The organism is Pseudomonas sp. WMBT8, from assembly GCF_050916005.1.
Classification (GTDB): domain Bacteria; phylum Pseudomonadota; class Gammaproteobacteria; order Pseudomonadales; family Pseudomonadaceae; genus Aquipseudomonas.
In genome coordinates this window covers 5,860,940-5,876,872 of the sequence record NZ_CP188096.1, presented here as the reverse complement: position 1 = coordinate 5,876,872, position 15,933 = coordinate 5,860,940, and the positions used below count along the sequence as shown (strand labels likewise).

Below are 15,933 nucleotides of genomic sequence, written 5' to 3'. Positions count from 1 at the left end.
CAGCCCTCGGCCCTCGGAGTTAGCTTAGTGCTCACAACGAATTTGCTACGAGGTGTGTAATGGCGCTCGACACATGGCTGGCCTTTTTCCTGGCCAGCTGGATCATCAGTCTCTCCCCCGGCGCGGGCGCCATCGCCTCCATGTCCAGCGGCCTGCAATACGGTTTCCTGCGCGGTTACTGGAACGCCATCGGCCTGCAATTGGGCCTGGCGATGCAGATTGCCGTGGTGGCGGGCGGCCTGGGCGCCATTCTTGCGGCGTCTTCTACCGCGTTCTATGCGATCAAGTGGTTTGGCGTGGCGTACCTGGTGTACCTGGCCGTCAAGCAATGGCGCGCCTTGCCCATGGACATGAGCGATGACGCGGCCGTACGCCCGATCGGCAAGCCGATGGCGATGATGTTCCGTGGTTTCTTGGTCAATGCCAGCAACCCCAAGGCCCTGGTCTTCATGCTGGCGGTGCTGCCGCAGTTTGTGAACCCGCAGGCACCGCTGCTGATCCAGTACCTGATCCTCGGCGCGACCATGATCGGCGTGGATATGGTCGTGATGGCCGGCTACACCGGGCTGGCGTCGAAGGTACTGCGCCTGTTGCGCACACCCAAGCAGCAAAAACGCGTGAACCGTACGTTTGCCGGGCTGTTCGTGGGCGCGGCGGGTTTCCTCGCCAGCCTGCATCGCGCAACGGCCTGACTGAATAAACCCAATCAAAACTGTAGGAGCTGGTTTGCCGGCGATAGCGGTGTATCAGCCAGCATATATTGCACTGACCCATCGCTATCGCCGGCAAGCCGGCTCCTACATTGGTTTTGGGTTCAGTGCAGGATCTTCGGCGCCTCATCCCTTGGCAGGTTATTGCGCAACGCAGGCTGGCCGGGCTCTTGATACCCGCCGCCCAACTGCTCTTGTAGCTGGCGCGCCACATCTTCACCCAGGGTTTTCGACACTTCCTTCACCACCCGTGGCCGGCTCAGGCTCACGCGCACGTCGCGACTGCTCACCAACTTGGTGTCCTGGCCTTCACCCATGGCGGTAAATGCCGAGGTGATCTCGTAGGTACGGGTGTTGATCAGGCTGAAGTCCGCCACGACCGCCAGCCCCAGTACCGCTGAATAGCTGTTGGTGCGATCCAGGGCGTTGATGTCCTGGGTGAAGTCGATATCCGACAAGGTGCCAAACAACACATAGTCGGCGCCCTTGAAGTGGCCGGCCTTGATCCGCTTGATCACGTCGTACACATCGCCTTTGGCCTCGCTGGTGTAGGGCGTGCCCTGGACCAGTTGGAACTGGCGCGACTTGAGAATCTCGCCCTTGATATCGCCGCTGAATTTGCGCAGCTCGCTCTGTTCGATGTAGCTGTTGCGGCTCTCGAACTCGGTGTAGCTGGACGCACCGCTGGCGTTGTACGGGCTGGCCTGGAAGTTATTGCTGGCCGCGACGGCGTGGATGTATTGCTCCACCCGCGCCTCGTAGGCCAGGTCCGTGACCGCGATTTTCGGCGCCGCCCAGGCGCCAAAGCTGCACAGCAGGGCGATGATGCCGATCCATGGGCCCATGGCTTAGCGCTCCGTGGTCTTGCGGATTTCTTTTTCGTCCATCCATTCCGCCAGGCCGCTTTCGACGTCGACCAGTTGCAGGCTGAACTTGTAGAACACGTCCTTGTAGTCGGCGCTGCGCTTGACGATGGAGCTGATGGAACCTTCCAGGCGGTACTTGGCGGCGACCATGTTGCCGGTCTTGCTGACCGTGGACTTCTTGTACAGGCCGCTCTGGTTTTGCAGCTTGAGCTGGTCGACCTGGCTTTGCATATCGGTGTTGTCGCTGGCGAAGCGGGCGGTGCCGGTCTTCATCAACTGGGTCTTGATCGAGGTGGTGATCTCGCGGGTATCGATGTACTCGCTGGTCTTGTTCTTCACGTCATACACCTGCACCACCGGGCGGCCCTGGAGGATGCCGGACTGCGCCAGGGAGCGGGTCATGCTTTCAGCGATCATCTGCAGGTCGGTGGAGCCGAACTCGTTGGTCACCAGTTCCACGGCCTTGGTGTCGCCATAGCTGATGTTTTTGCCGCCGATGACCGGCGAGGTGTTGGCGCAGCCGCTGGCCAGGACGGCGATCACGGCGAGGAACGAAAAGCGTGCAAACATGGGAAGGTCTCTCGAAAACTGAATAGGGGCCAGGCTCAAGGCGTCTTGACTTCAAGGCGGAAGTCGGCGGCCTGGGGCAGGTTGGCGATGGCCGGCAGGAAGGTGGCCTGGTTGGCGTAGAGGTTCAGCACTTTCCAGGTTTCTTCGTCGCCCACCGGGAAGCCATCGGCGCCCAGCCAGGCGAAGCGGTAGTACATCATCTGATTGCTGCTGGTGATGTTGCTCAGTTGCACTTTGGCTGTCAGGAAGCCGTTTTCGCGGGCCACCCGAATGGCGCCGACGGCGATGCCCTTGAACTTGCCCATCACCACGACTTTGCTCGCGGCGCTGCCAGGTGCCGGCGGCGGGGTGGCGCAGCCGGCGAGGAAGATCAGCGCCAGGGCGCCGAGGATGAAATGACGCATAGCGTGCTCCTTAAGGTTGTTTGAGGCTGGCGACGGCCTGGGCCGGGTTGCTCGCGACCACATGGGCCGCCAGGCCGCTGGCGAAGACCTGGTTGCCGACCACCCGCAAGGTGATCACCTGGTGGCGTTGTTCGGCCTTGACCGTCACCAGGCTGCCGCCCAGGGCATTGGGCAGGCTCACCTGGTGCTCGCCACGCTTGAGGCGCAGGCGCGTGACCTGGGTGACGTCCGGCAGGGTGCGCCAGGTGCGGGTGTCGGCGCCCTCGGTGACGGCGGAGGCGATGCCCAGCACCAGGCCGGCCATCGGGTTGGTCTGGTTGAGGTTTTTTTGCGTCACGCCACGGCTGATGGCACGCACGGTCGTGCGCAGGATGATCCCCGGCATGTCGTCGCGCAGGGCGCGGCGTGACATCGCGGTCGTGCTGTTGAGGGCCGTGAGGTTCTGCTGCCGGCCATCGACGCCGATCTGCGCAAAGGTGGCCGTCGAAGTGTCTGGCTTAATCACCGGGAACGACAGCGGTGTGATCACCCAATGCCCGTCGATAGGAATCGGCAACGGCAGGCGGATCGAGTCGCGGGCCGGCGCCAGGCCGCTCTGGACCACGATCAGCACGTCGCTTTCGTCAGCCGCCACGGCAGAAGCGTCCAGATCGAGCAGCGCCTGTTCCAGCAGCGGTGTGTTGGGGCGCAGTTCGGCGGCCTTGCGATAGCCCGGCGCGGCCAGGTCCTTTTCGCCCAGGGCTTCGTAGACGAAACCGGCCAGGTAATGGCTGAACGCGCTCTGGTAGCTGTTCTTCAGGCCCACCACGTCCGGCGCGTCGAGGCTTTCTACCGGGTAGCCACGCAAGTCCTTGAACTGGGTGGCTACGCCCTGGCGCTCGGCTTCGTTTTCGCGCTTGAGGTATTCCCTGTCCCGCAGCTCGGCGATCACCGCTTCGCGTTCGTGGGTTTTCTTGATTTCGGTCCGGGCGCCGTCGAAGTCATTGACCGCCAGCAGATTCAACGCCATCTGGGTGGTGAGCATGACTTTTTCATAGTCATACCCTTCGTAGCGCCGCACCTTGTCATTGACCAGGAAACTGCCGAACTGCGCCAGATAGCGCTCGGTGTCGAACTTGACCGACTCCTCCCACTTGTACACCACCACGTCTGCGCGGTGCCAGGCCGCCTGGCTGCCGGCCAGGTCGCCCTTGGCGCGCAGCAACTCGCCTTTTTCGAAGTAGTAGAGAAGGTCTTTGTCTTCGCTACTGTTGTTCTTTTCCAGCAGGGTCAGCGCGGCATCCACGTTGCCGCTGGCCAACTGCTGGTTGGTGGCTTGCAGTTCCGTGTCGTAACTGCGGAACATCGAACAGCCCGACAGCAGCGTGACTGCCGCGAGGGCAAGGGAGGTAAAAGCGCGAGATGCCATTGAGGTGCTGCTTCCCTGAGCGTAATCGGCCGAAGGGGCTGGTCGGGTCGAATAACCAATCGCAGGAAGCTTTTTCCTACCTATTCCTCATAAAAAGAGGAGCCTAAATGCCGATTCGCGATAACGAAGGCGGCGCATTATAGGCCTCGTTACTGGCAAAACAATGGCTTTTCAGCGGCATTGTTTAAGGTTTGTGCCACTACCCAGGGCACAGATTTCAGCCGCCAATCACTAACGCCTTGAGTCAAACCCATTAACATTCGACAATATGTTACTTCTTGTTTCCATCTGAGATTCATTCATGACTGCCCCCTCCCGTTTTCTCGCCTGGCTGTTGTTGCCAGCGTTGGTGTCGTGCAGCTTCAATCTGCTGGCTGCCACCGCAGAAGGTGCGCCCCAGGCCCTGCATTTGCTGGACTATATTGGCGCCGACTATCCGCCGACGGTGCAGGCGGGCAAGGTGGTCGATGAGTCTGAATACCGTGAGCAGGTGGAATTTCTCGGCGTGTTGCAGGGGCTGGTGGCAGAACTGCCGGACAAGCCCGAGCGTGAGGCGCTGGTCAAAGGCGTCGATGAGCTGCTGGCCGCCGTTACCAGCCATCAGGACGGTAACGCGGTAGCACGCCAGGCCCGGCAACTGGGGGCGCAGTTGGCGGTAGCCTATGAAGTCAGCCAGGCGCCGGCCATTACCCCGGACCCGACACGTGGCGCGCCGCTGTACGCCCAGCATTGTTCGGTGTGCCACGGTGACGCCGGGGCGGGCGATGGCCCGGCCGGTGTCGGCATGACCCCGCCGCCGGCCAACCTGCGCGATGCGCAGCGCCTGGACCGCCTGAGCCTGTATGGCATCTACAACACCCTGGGCCTGGGCGTCGAAGGCACCGACATGCCGTCGTTCGCCGACCAGCTGGATGACCGTCAGCGCTGGGACCTGGCGACCTACATCGCCGGCTTCACCGCCGACCCGGCCGCTGCAAAAAGCGAAAAATCCTTCAACCTGGCCGACCTGGCGCGCCAGACCCCGGAAGAGGTGCTGGCCGCCGAAGGGCCGGACGCCGTCCGGGTGTTCCGCGCCCAGCGCGCGCAGCCGCCGCAGGTCCAGCGTGGTCCGGCGCAGTTGCTGGAGTACACCGCGGCGACCCTGGACAAGAGCCTTGCGGCGTTCCGCAGTGGTGAGCACGAGCAGGCCTACGACCTGTCGGTAGCGGCGTACCTGGAAGGCTTCGAGCTGGTGGAAAGCTCACTGGATAACGTCGATGCCAACGTGCGCAAGGACACCGAGAAAGCCCTGATGGCGTATCGGCAGTCGTTGCAGGACGGATTGCCAATCGAGCAGGTCCAGCAGCGCCTGGATGTGGCCAAGGGCAAACTCACTGAAGCGGCCGGCCTGTTGGGCGGCGACGGCCTGAGCTGGTCGTTGAGCTATATCTCGGGCTTGCTGATCCTGCTGCGTGAAGGGCTGGAAGCGATCCTGGTGCTGGCGGCGATCCTGGCCTTTTTGCGTAACACCGGCCAGCAGTCGGCGGTGCGCAGCGTCAACGTCGGTTGGGCGCTGGCGTTGGTCGCTGGCGCGGCGACCTGGGCCCTGGCGGCGTATGTGATTGACGTCAGCGGCGCCCAGCGTGAATTGCTCGAAGGCTGCACGGCGCTGTTTGCCAGTGTGATGGTGTTGTGGCTGGGGGTATGGATGCACGATCGGCGCCACGCGGCCGCCTGGCAGGACTACATCAAGAGCAGCCTGGTCGGTGGTGGCGGGCGTTTTGGGTTTGCGATCCTGGCGTTCTTCTCGGTGTACCGCGAACTGTTCGAGGTGATCCTGTTCTACGAAACCCTGTGGCTGCAGGCCGGTCCTGCCGGGCATAACGCGGTATTGGCCGGTGGCGCCACGGCGCTGGTGCTGCTGATGGGCCTGGCGTGGATCATCCTGCGCGGTTCGGCGAAGTTGCCGTTGGCACTGTTCTTCGGCATCAACGCGGCGTTGCTGTGTGCGCTGTCGGTGGTGTTCGCCGGGCATGGCGTCAAGGCGTTGCAGGAAGCCGGCATTTTCGGTACCCGGCCGGTGGCGTTCTTTGACTTCGATTGGCTGGGCATCCATGCCGATGCGTACTCGTTGAGTGCCCAGGCCGTGGCGATCATTGCGATTGTGGTGCTGTACAGCCGCAGCCGCTTGGCCGAGAAGCGCCGGGTGGCGGCTTCCTGAAGGTACTTGCGGTCAAATTGTGGGAGCTGGCCAGCTCCCACCTGTTTGATCGGCTTCGCTGGTTCAGTCGTTCTCGTGGGTCAGTTCCAACACCCGGTCCACCAGCTTGTTGATCCCCGATGCCACTTCGCTGATGTTCTTGCCCAGCATATAGGCCGGCGTGCTCACCAGCTTGCGCGCCTTGTCTTCGACGATTTCGTCTACCGCGCATTCCTGGTGGGTCGCACCCATCTTGTCCAGGGCGGCGGCGGTGTCGGCGTCGTTGCCGATGGTGCAGGTCACGCCTGGGCCGTAGATTTTTGCCGCCAGGGCCGGCGAAATGCAGATCAACCCCACCGGCTTGCCCGCTTCGGCAAAGGCTTCGGCCAGTGCCAGTACGTCCGGGTTGACGCTGCAACCGGCGCCTTCGACGGCAAAGTTCGACAGGTTCTTCGCCGCGCCAAAACCGCCGGGCACGATCAGCGCATCGAATTCTTCCACGCGGGCCTCGCGAATGTCCTTCACCTCGCCCCGGGCGATGCGCGCCGACTCCACCAGGACATTGCGCGACTCAGGCATTTCTTCGCCGGTGAGGTGGTTGATCACATGCAACTGCGCGATGTCCGGGGCAAAGCACTGGACCTCGGCGCCGCGCTGATCCAGGCGCAGCAGCGTGATAACACTTTCATGGATTTCAGCGCCGTCGTACACGCCACAGCCGGAAAGGATCACTGCAATCTTTTTGCTCATGGGCATTTCTCCTGATTTATGGCGTTAAATGTCTACTTATTTGTCGCGCATTGCCAATGGGACAACCGGCCACTGCACTAATCTTGGTGTAACAATAATTGACCGGACTGGCCCATGGACTTCGTCCCTTATGCGGTACCGTTTTTCATTGCCCTGATTGTGGTCGAACTGCTGGCCGACCGTTGGCGCGGCGAGCGCAACTACCGGGTGGCCGACGCCATCAACAGCCTGAGCACCGGTGTATTGTCCACCACCACTGGGCTGTTGACCAAAGGCGTCGGGCTGCTGACCTATGCCTTCGCCCTCAAGCATTTGGCGCTGTTCGAGCTGCCGGCCCAGAGCGTCTGGACCTGGGTGTTCGCCTTTGTCTTCTACGACTTCTGCTACTACTGGCTGCATCGCTGCGGCCACGAGCGCAATATCCTGTGGGCGGCGCACTCGGTGCATCACCAGAGCGAGGACTACAACCTCACCACCGCCTTGCGCCAGACCAGCACCGGCTTTTTGCTGAGCTGGGTCTTCTATCTGCCGCTGGCTGTCGTCGGCGTGCCGCTGCTGGTGTTTATCAGCGTGGCGTCGCTCAACCTGCTGTACCAGTTCTGGGTGCATACCCGCCATGTGCCCAAGCTCGGCTGGTTCGAATGGTGCTTCGTCACACCGTCCAATCATCGGGCCCACCATGCACAGAACGCTCTCTACATGGATCGCAACTACGGCGGGGTGTTCATTATTTGGGACCGTTTGTTTGGCTCGTTCCAGGAAGAAGACGAAAACGAGCCGGTGATCTTTGGCGTGACCACGCCTCTGGCCAGTTGGAATCCGCTGTGGGCCAACCTGCAGTTTTATGCACAGCTGTGGAGTGACGCCCGGCGTACCGAAAATGGGTGGGACAAACTGCGTATCTGGTTCATGCGCACCGGCTGGCGCCCGGCGGACGTCCAGGCCAGGTACCCGCTGGCCAAGCCGGACCTGAGCCAGTTCCGGAAATTCGAGGTGCCCCTGGACACGCGCCAGCAGATTTACATCGCCCTGCAATTTGCCGCGTATGTGGGTTTTGGCAGCTATTTGATGAATGTCGGCGAAGGTATGCCGACGGCTGCGCTAGTGTTGGGTTGGAGTGTGATGGCACTGGGCTTGTTTACCCTGGGCGTGGCCCTGGAGAATCGCCCGTGGGCCTTGAAGGCCGAGCTGCTGCGGTTGGGGCTGAATGTGCCGCTCGTGTGGCTGGCGCCGCTGGTCGGGTTGTGGCCCGCCAGCGTGCTGGGCTGGCTGGGGTTGGCCAGCTACAGCCTGCTCAGTGTCATCGGCCTTTACTGTTGCCGGGGCCGGCTTACTCGATTGGCGTCGTAGGCTCGGGCTTTTTCGGCTCGGCCAGTTGTTCCTGCTCCAGCCGGGCTTTTTCGGCCGCGCAGTTTTCCCGGGTCAGGCGGGCGTTGCGGATGCGCCGGCGCAGCCACAAGCCCAAGCCGAGCACTAGCAAGGCGCCGAGGACCCACAGCTCGTACTTCTTGACGCTGCCCAGCATGCCTTCGAGCACGGCGCCAAAGTGATAGGCCGCAGCACCCAGCGCTGCCGCCCAGATCGCCGCGCCGATACCGTTGAGCAACAGGTAGCGCCCCGGCGGGTAGCCGGACAGGCCAATGGCCACGGGCATGACCGTACGCAAGCCGTAGACGAAGCGGAAACTCAGTACCCAGATATCCGGGTGCCGGCGGATATGCTCCAGCGCCCGATCGCCCAGCAGTTGCCAGCGTGGCTTGCGCGCCAACAATTTGCGCCCGTGCTTGCGGCCCATGAAGTACCAGAGCTGGTCGCCGGCGTAGCTGCCGAAGAACGCGACCACCACCACCACGTTGATATCCATGTATCCGCGGAACGCAAGGAAGCCTGCGAGAACCAGGATGGTCTCACCTTCAAAGAACGTCCCCAGGAAGAGGGCAAAGTAGCCAAAGTCATTCAGAAATTGTTGGAGCATTGTCTGGGTGCTGGCGAAATGAACGCGCAGCCTACGCCTTCGTGAACATTCATGAAAGTATCGAGATGTGTCACGAAGTGAACATTTCCTACGTAAAGCATGAATGCGGCTACAGGTCGCATGCCAGTTGGATGAGTAAGCACAACTGTCATTCCTTCGTCATAATGGCCGCTTATAACTGTCACGCTCGCCCGTCAAGCCGGGCTCAGGAGTCTGCCGTGAGCTTTACCCCCGCCCAACGCCTGTTTCCCGCTACCCGCCTGCGCCGCAACCGTCGTGATGATTTTTCTCGCCGCCTGGTCCGTGAAAACGTACTGACGGTGGATGATCTGATCCTGCCGGTGTTTGTGCTGGACGGTGAAAATCGCCGGGAAGCGGTGGCGTCGATGCCGGGTGTCGAGCGCTTGACCATTGATCTGCTGCTCGAAGAGGCGGCGCAGTGGGTTGAACTGGGGATCCCGGCGCTGGCGCTGTTCCCGGTCACGCCGGCCGGGCTCAAGTCCCTGGACGCCGCCGAGGCCTGGAACCCTGAAGGCATTGCCCAGCGCGCAACCCGCGCCCTGCGCGAGCGTTTCCCCGAGCTTGGGGTGATCACCGACGTGGCGCTGGACCCGTTCACCACCCACGGGCAGGATGGCATCCTGGATGAAGAGGGTTATGTGCAGAACGACATCACCGTCGACGCACTGGTCAAGCAGGCGCTGTCCCATGCCCAAGCGGGCGCCCAGGTGGTGGCCCCCTCGGACATGATGGACGGTCGGATCCAGGCGATCCGCGAGGCGCTGGAGCTGGCCGGGCATGTCAACGTGCGGATCATGGCCTATTCGGCCAAGTACGCCAGCGCCTACTACGGCCCGTTCCGCGATGCGGTCGGCTCGGCATTGAACCTGGGCAAGGCCAACAAGGCCTCGTACCAGATGGACCCGGCCAACAGCCACGAAGCCTTGCACGAAGTGGCGGCGGACCTGGCCGAAGGCGCCGATATGGTGATGGTCAAGCCTGGCATGCCGTACCTGGACATCCTTTATCGGGTCAAGGAGGAATTCAAGGTGCCAACCTTTGTCTATCAGGTCAGTGGTGAATACGCCATGCACATGGCCGCGATTCAAAATGGCTGGTTGGGTGAAGGCGTGATCCTTGAGTCCCTTACCGCCTTTAAACGTGCGGGTGCTGATGGCATCCTGACTTACTTTGCCGCCCGTGCCGCCCAATTGCTTAGAGAGCAACAATAGCCCTCACAGGAACACTCGATGAATACCGAAGGACTCACAGAAGTTGCCGTAAAAGATGCGCACCCGGTGGTTGAACAGGTGGCCGAAACCCCGCCGGAGCTTGCGCCCGAGCAGCCTGCCGTGACCGCGGAGCCGGTGGTGGCGGCACCGCCTATCGTGATTCCGAACCTGGACGACAGCAGCCTGTACATCCATCGCGAGCTGTCGCAACTGCAATTCAATATCCGCGTGCTGGAACAGGCGCTGGATGAGTCCTACCCGTTGCTCGAGCGTTTGAAGTTCCTGCTGATCTTTTCCAGCAACCTGGACGAGTTCTTCGAGATCCGTGTCGCCGGCCTCAAGAAGCAGATCACCTTTGCCCGCGAGCAAGCCGGCGCCGATGGCCTGCAGCCGCACCAGGCCCTGGCCCGTATCAGCGAGCTGGTGCACGGCCATGTGGATCGCCAATACGCCATCCTCAACGACATCCTCTTGCCGGAGCTGGAAAAGCACCAGGTGCGCTTCATCCGCCGCCGCAACTGGACCGTCAAGCTCAAGACCTGGGTTCGTCGCTATTTCCGTGACGAGATCGCGCCGATCATCACCCCGATTGGCCTGGACCCGACGCACCCGTTCCCGCTGCTGGTGAACAAGAGCCTGAACTTTATTGTCGAGCTCGAAGGGATCGATGCCTTTGGCCGTGATTCGGGCCTGGCGATCATTCCTGCACCGCGCCTGTTGCCAAGGATCATCAAGGTACCGGAAGAGGTCGGGGGGGCTGGCGATAACTATGTATTCCTTTCGTCGATGATCCACGCCCACGCCGATGACCTGTTCCAGGGCATGAAGGTCAAGGGTTGCTACCAGTTCCGCCTGACCCGTAACGCTGACCTGGCGGTCGACACCGAAGACGTCGAAGACCTGGCCCGCGCCCTGCGCGGCGAGCTGTTCTCGCGGCGCTACGGCGACGCGGTCCGCCTGGAAGTGGCGGACACCTGCCCCAAGCACCTGTCGGACTACCTGCTCAAGCAGTTCAACCTGGCCGAGACCGAGCTGTACCAGGTCAATGGCCCGGTGAACCTGACGCGCCTGTTCAGCATCACCGGCCTGGACAGCCACCCGGAACTGCAATACACGCCGTTCACCCCGCAGATTCCGAAGCTGCTGCAAAACAGCGAGAACATCTTCAGTGTGGTCAGCAAGCAGGACATCTTGCTGCTGCACCCCTTCGAGTCGTTCACCCCGGTGGTCGACCTGTTGCGCCAGGCCGCCAAGGATCCTCATGTCCTGGCCGTGCGCCAGACCCTGTACCGCAGCGGCGCCAACTCGGAAATCGTCGATGCACTGGTCGACGCCGCGCGTAACGGCAAGGAAGTCACGGCGGTGATCGAACTGCGTGCGCGGTTCGACGAAGAATCCAACCTGCAACTGGCCAGCCGCCTGCAAGCGGCCGGCGCGGTGGTGATCTATGGCGTGGTCGGCTTCAAGACCCATGCCAAGATGATGCTGATCCTGCGCCGCGAGGCCGGTGAAATCGTGCGTTACGCGCACCTTGGTACCGGCAACTATCACGCGGGCAACGCCAAGCTCTACACCGACTACAGCCTGCTGACGTCCGACGACGCGCTGTGCGAAGACGTCGGCAAACTGTTCAGCCAGTTGATCGGCATGGGCAAGACGCTGCGCATGAAAAAGCTGCTGCATGCGCCGTTCACCCTGAAAAAGGGCATGCTCGACATGATTGCCCGCGAGACCCAGTTCGCCCTCGACGGCAAGCCGGCGCATATCATCGCCAAGTTCAACTCGCTGACCGATCCGAAGATCATTCGCGCGCTGTACAAGGCCAGCCAGTCCGGCGTGCGGATCGACCTGGTGGTGCGGGGCATGTGCTGCCTGCGTCCGGGCATCGCGGGCGTGTCCCACAATATCCACGTGCGTTCGATCATTGGGCGCTTCCTGGAGCACACGCGGGTGTTCTACTTCCTCAACGGCGGCGAGGAGCAGATGTTCCTCTCCAGCGCCGACTGGATGGAGCGCAACCTCGACAAGCGGGTGGAGACTTGCTTCCCGGTGGAAGGCAAGAAGCTGATCATGCGGGTCAAGAAAGAGCTTGAGAGTTATCTGACCGACAACACCCACAGCTGGAGCCTACAGTCGGACGGGCGCTATGTGCGCAACACGCCGACCGGCAACCAGAACCCGCGCAGTGCCCAGGCAACCTTGCTGGAGCGCTTGGGCAGCCCGGTGCTGACGGTCCGCTGATATCGGCCAGGCCTACACCCCCCACTGAGAAATCGGACAGCACCGTCAGATTTCCCAGGTTGGGGAGCCCAGGCTCCCGCTCCTAGACTGACCTCGGGCTATCAGGCGATAGCCTGTATAGCGCAGTTGAGGAGTTTTCGATGATCGGATCGGGCGTAGGAATCGGGCTTGAAGCCTCGGGTTTTTTTGAGGTGCTGGCCGCACCGCCGAAGGGCTACCGCAGTGCGCAGGCCATGTCGTCCGACATGGCTCGGGCGGCAGTCACTTCAGAGTCGCTGGTGCGCGATTCATTGCAAGGTATCGCCAACATCGACCAGGGTTTGCAGGGTGGCAATGCGTTCCTGCAGGTCAACCCCGATGCACGTGAACAGGCGCGGGCGCGCGATCAGGAGCGTGCCGGCGGTACCGTGCGCGGTTTTTTGCACGGCGTGCCGATTGCCCTGAAAGATGTCTTTGAAACCAGCGGTAAAATGCACACCAGTGCGGGTTCCCGTGCGCTGGTCGGTTCACCGGCGACCAAAAACGCCAAGGTTGTGGACAACCTGCTCAAGGCTGGCGCCGTGATCGTGGGCAAGACCAATATGAGCGAGCTGTCCAACTTCCGCTCCAGCGTGGCGGTCGATGGCTGGAGCTCCCGTGGCGGGCAGACCCTCAATCCCCATCGGCTGGGAGGGCAGGTGGCAGGGTCCAGTTCGGGTTCGGCGGTGGCGGTCGCCCAGGGCCTGGTACCGCTGGCACTGGGCATCGAGACCAACGGCTCGATCATTGCCCCGGCGGCCTACAACGGCGTGGTTGGTTTGAAAACCTCGGTCGGGCTGGTGAGTACCGAGGGCGTCATCACCAGTTCCAGGCTGGACTCGGTGGGCACGTTTACCCGCAGCGTGCGGGATGCTGGCGAAGCGCTCAATGCCATGACCGAAACCACCGGCTACACCGCCGGCCTGACGGCCAATGCCTTGCAGGGTAAGCGTATCGGCTACACCCCGCTGCCTGAGCTGTCGCCGCAGGCCGCCCAGAATCCGGCCCTGCGCGCAGACAGAAAGCACTACGAGGACGCGCTCGCATTGCTCGCGTCCAAGGGTGCAGTCATGGTGCCCATAGGCAGGCTGGACGCGAATGTATCGAATGAGACGTACGATCAATACAGCGACGCGCTGTTTGCTGGGATCAAGCAACGCCTGGAAGGCTACTTGGCCGGCCGGGAAGGGTTGCCCGTGAAGTCGCTGGCTGAGCTGATTGCGTTCAACGAGCGTGACAGGAAAACCGGGGAGCCGGACCAGGCGTTGCTGGAGCACATCAACAGCCTGGACGTGACGGATGAGCAGCGCGAGCAACTGTGGGCGGCCGTCCTGCCGACTTTCAAGGACACCCTCGATAAGCCGTTGAGCGAGCACAGGCTCGATGCCATCGTGTCGAACTTCCGCTCCGACAGTTACTACTTTGCCGCCGCAGCCGGTTACCCCGGCATCTCGGTGCCCTCGGGCATGGATGAGGAGGGTATGCCGACCGCGCTGCACTTTTGCGGCACGGGCAACAGTGAAGCCACGCTGCTCTCGGTTGCACACGGTTATGAACAGGCCTCGCAGGCCATCCGCGAGCCGGCGTTCCGGCCTGGCGTACCGCTGTCGTCCGAGAGGGTCTAGGTGTCAGTGCACGTTCAAGCTGAACCCCACCCGCGTCAGCCACTCGGCTTCCTGGGCGAAATCCGCCTGGGTCAGTTGGTTCTCGTCCAGCCAGTTTTTGGGGAACACCACATCCAGGCTGTCGCCATTGGCGCGCAGGGTGACTTGCGGCATCTGTTGGGTGCCTCGAATGTGATGGAACAGGATCGCAAAGCGCAGTAGGGCGCATAGGCGAATCAGCTTGATGCCCTCGGCGCCGAACTCGGCGAACTTGTCCTTGGGGATATTGCGGCGATGGCCGCGCACCAGCAGCGCCAGCATCTGCTGGTCCTCCCGGGAAAACCCCGCCAGGTCGGAGTGCTCGATCAGGTACGCGCCGTGCTTGTGGTAATGGTAGTGGGCGATGTCCAGACCCACCTCATGGACCTTGGCCGCCCAGCCCAGCAGTTCACGCCAGACCCCGTCTTCCAGGTCCCAATCCTCGGCGACCTGGTCAAAGGCATGCAGCGCCTTGCGCTCGACCCGTGCCGCCTGTTCCAGGTCAACGTGGTAACGCTCCATCAGCGAACCCAGGGTGCGCTCACGCACGTCTTCGTGATGATGGCGGCCCAACAGGTCGTAGAGCACACCTTCACGCAGGGCACCATCGCAATGGTCCATACGCTGCAACTCGAGGGCGTCGAAGATGGCTTCCAGGATCGCCAGGCCGGCAGGGAAGATGGCGCGGCGGTCGGGCTTGATGCCATCGAAGTCGATCTTCTCGGCATCGCCGAGCTTGAACAGCTTGCGCTTGAGCCAGGCCAGGCCTTCGGCATTCACTTCGCCAGTGCCATGGCCGCCGGCCTTCAGGGCCAGGCCGATGGCGCGGATGGTGCCGGATGAGCCGATGGCTTCATCCCAGGTCAGGCGGTGCAGGGCGTGCTCGATGCTCATGATCTCCAGCCGCGCCGCCGTGTACGCCTGGGCGTAGCGGGCCGGGGTGATCTTGCCGTCCTTGAAATAGCGCTGGGTGTAGCTGACGCAACCCATTTGCAGGCTTTCGCGCAGCAGCGGCTCGAAGCGTTGGCCGATGATGAACTCGGTGCTGCCGCCGCCAATGTCGGCCACCAGGCGCTTGCCGGGGGTATCGGCCAACGTGTGGGAAACGCCGAGGTAGATCAGGCGCGCTTCTTCACGGCCGGAGATGACTTCCACCGGGTGCCCGAGGATCTCCTCGGCGCGGCGGATGAATTCGCCACGGTTACGCGCTTCGCGCAAGGCGTTGGTGCCGACGATACGCACGGCGCCCTGGGGCATGCCGTTGATCAGTTGGGCAAAGCGCTTGAGGCAATCGAGCCCGCGCTGCATGGATTCTTCGTTGAGCTTGCGCTCATCGTCGATCCCGGCCGCCAATTGTACCTTTTCGCCGAGCCGCTCAAGGATGCGGATCTCACCGTTCTGGGCCTTGGCCACGACCATGTGAAAGCTGTTGGAGCCCAGGTCGATGGCGGCGATCAGGGACAGATTCTTGGCTTGGGATTGCGGCATGGGTAGGGGATCTCGGTCGATAACCTTGCCATCGTGCCACGATCAAACGCTGGCGCCAACGCGTAGTGCTCGGTGATTTGTCTTACCCCTGCTCTCGATCAAGTTTTGTAGGAAATGTAGGGCAAATTCCCGGGCGGCCTATGACATCTCCCTAGTGGTATGTAGGGGGTTATAAAGTTTTTCAAAAGTTGAAGTGCTTATGCGGTTTCCTACATGGCGGCGTTAATTATGCTGATCTTTAGTTTGCTCCGGACTACTTCTATAGTTGTTAAAAGGGACGGTTGTATTTAACAGGTCTCACAGGGTTTAAGGTGTTGTCTTATATTTATTAGGTGGTGGGCAGGGTGAAACTGTCCTTCGGCAATGATGCCGTGGTGTTATTTATTTATGGCTTTGTGTTTCAACAAGGAACTAAAGATGGGCGGTAAACTGCCCGGTTTAAATAAATA

13 protein-coding genes are annotated in these 15,933 nt (G+C 61.8%); 6 read left to right on the top strand and 7 right to left on the bottom strand.

Going from position 1 to position 15,933, the window contains the following annotated elements; genetic code table 11:
• The first annotated feature begins 59 nt into the window (after nt 1-59).
• A complete protein-coding gene (locus ACO77H_RS26885) occupies nt 60-692 on the top strand; it encodes a LysE family transporter (RefSeq protein WP_432754771.1) in 633 nt (210 codons plus the stop codon).
• Nucleotides 693-814: 122 nt separating this feature from the next.
• On the opposite strand, the gene ACO77H_RS26880 is transcribed toward ACO77H_RS26885, so the two are convergent.
• Genes ACO77H_RS26880 through ACO77H_RS26865 form a run of 4 tightly spaced genes read right to left on the bottom strand, consistent with a single transcriptional unit; the run spans nt 815 to nt 3,958 of the window.
• Entirely contained in the window at nt 815-1,555 is a 741-nt protein-coding gene (locus ACO77H_RS26880) for a penicillin-binding protein activator LpoB (RefSeq protein ID WP_170042092.1), read from the bottom strand.
• A gap of 3 nt (nt 1,556-1,558) precedes the next feature.
• Complete coding sequence (lpoB, locus tag ACO77H_RS26875; protein ID WP_169955039.1) at nt 1,559-2,146, bottom strand: penicillin-binding protein activator LpoB; 588 nt, start codon at nt 2,144-2,146, stop codon at nt 1,559-1,561.
• Between the two features lie 35 nt (nt 2,147-2,181).
• Nucleotides 2,182-2,550 (bottom strand): YcfL family protein, encoded by a 369-nt coding sequence (locus ACO77H_RS26870; RefSeq protein WP_169955038.1) that lies wholly within the window; start codon nt 2,548-2,550, stop codon nt 2,182-2,184.
• 10 nt (nt 2,551-2,560) lie between these two features.
• Nucleotides 2,561-3,958 (bottom strand): COG3014 family protein, encoded by a 1,398-nt coding sequence (locus ACO77H_RS26865; RefSeq protein WP_169955037.1) that lies wholly within the window; start codon nt 3,956-3,958, stop codon nt 2,561-2,563.
• A gap of 301 nt (nt 3,959-4,259) precedes the next feature.
• On the opposite strand from ACO77H_RS26865, the gene ACO77H_RS26860 reads away from it, so the two are divergent.
• The gene (locus tag ACO77H_RS26860; protein WP_169955036.1) at nt 4,260-6,158 is read left to right on the top strand and encodes an FTR1 family protein; all 1,899 of its coding nucleotides are present in this window, start codon (nt 4,260-4,262) and stop codon (nt 6,156-6,158) included.
• A 63-nt stretch (nt 6,159-6,221) separates the two neighbouring features.
• Here the strand turns inward: ACO77H_RS26860 and elbB are convergent, their stop codons facing one another.
• A complete protein-coding gene (gene elbB, locus ACO77H_RS26855; RefSeq protein ID WP_432754770.1) occupies nt 6,222-6,887 on the bottom strand; it encodes an isoprenoid biosynthesis glyoxalase ElbB in 666 nt (221 codons plus the stop codon).
• A 114-nt stretch (nt 6,888-7,001) separates the two neighbouring features.
• On the opposite strand from elbB, the gene ACO77H_RS26850 reads away from it, so the two are divergent.
• Nucleotides 7,002-8,237, top strand: coding sequence for a sterol desaturase family protein (locus ACO77H_RS26850; RefSeq protein WP_432754769.1), 1,236 nt, complete (start codon nt 7,002-7,004; stop codon nt 8,235-8,237).
• Here ACO77H_RS26850 and ACO77H_RS26845 read toward each other — a convergent pair.
• Nucleotides 8,218-8,862 carry a DedA family protein gene (locus ACO77H_RS26845; protein ID WP_169955033.1) on the bottom strand — a complete coding sequence of 215 codons (645 nt, stop codon included), beginning with the start codon at nt 8,860-8,862 and terminating at the stop codon, nt 8,218-8,220. The genes ACO77H_RS26850 and ACO77H_RS26845 overlap by 20 nt on opposite strands.
• 218 nt (nt 8,863-9,080) lie before the next feature.
• On the opposite strand from ACO77H_RS26845, the gene hemB reads away from it, so the two are divergent.
• The 3 genes from hemB to ACO77H_RS26830 all read left to right on the top strand — a co-directional run bounded on the left by hemB (nt 9,081) and on the right by ACO77H_RS26830 (nt 13,978).
• Complete coding sequence (gene hemB, locus ACO77H_RS26840) at nt 9,081-10,094, top strand: porphobilinogen synthase (protein WP_169955032.1); 1,014 nt, start codon at nt 9,081-9,083, stop codon at nt 10,092-10,094.
• An 18-nt stretch (nt 10,095-10,112) separates the two neighbouring features.
• Nucleotides 10,113-12,335 (top strand): polyphosphate kinase 1, encoded by a 2,223-nt coding sequence (ppk1, locus tag ACO77H_RS26835; protein WP_169955031.1) that lies wholly within the window; start codon nt 10,113-10,115, stop codon nt 12,333-12,335.
• A gap of 233 nt (nt 12,336-12,568) precedes the next feature.
• The gene (locus ACO77H_RS26830) at nt 12,569-13,978 is read left to right on the top strand and encodes an amidase family protein (protein ID WP_170042269.1); all 1,410 of its coding nucleotides are present in this window, start codon (nt 12,569-12,571) and stop codon (nt 13,976-13,978) included.
• Between the two features lie 3 nt (nt 13,979-13,981).
• Here ACO77H_RS26830 and ppx read toward each other — a convergent pair whose 3' ends face one another.
• Complete coding sequence (ppx, locus tag ACO77H_RS26825) at nt 13,982-15,484, bottom strand: exopolyphosphatase (RefSeq protein ID WP_170042097.1); 1,503 nt, start codon at nt 15,482-15,484, stop codon at nt 13,982-13,984.
• Nucleotides 15,485-15,933 lie beyond the last annotated feature (449 nt).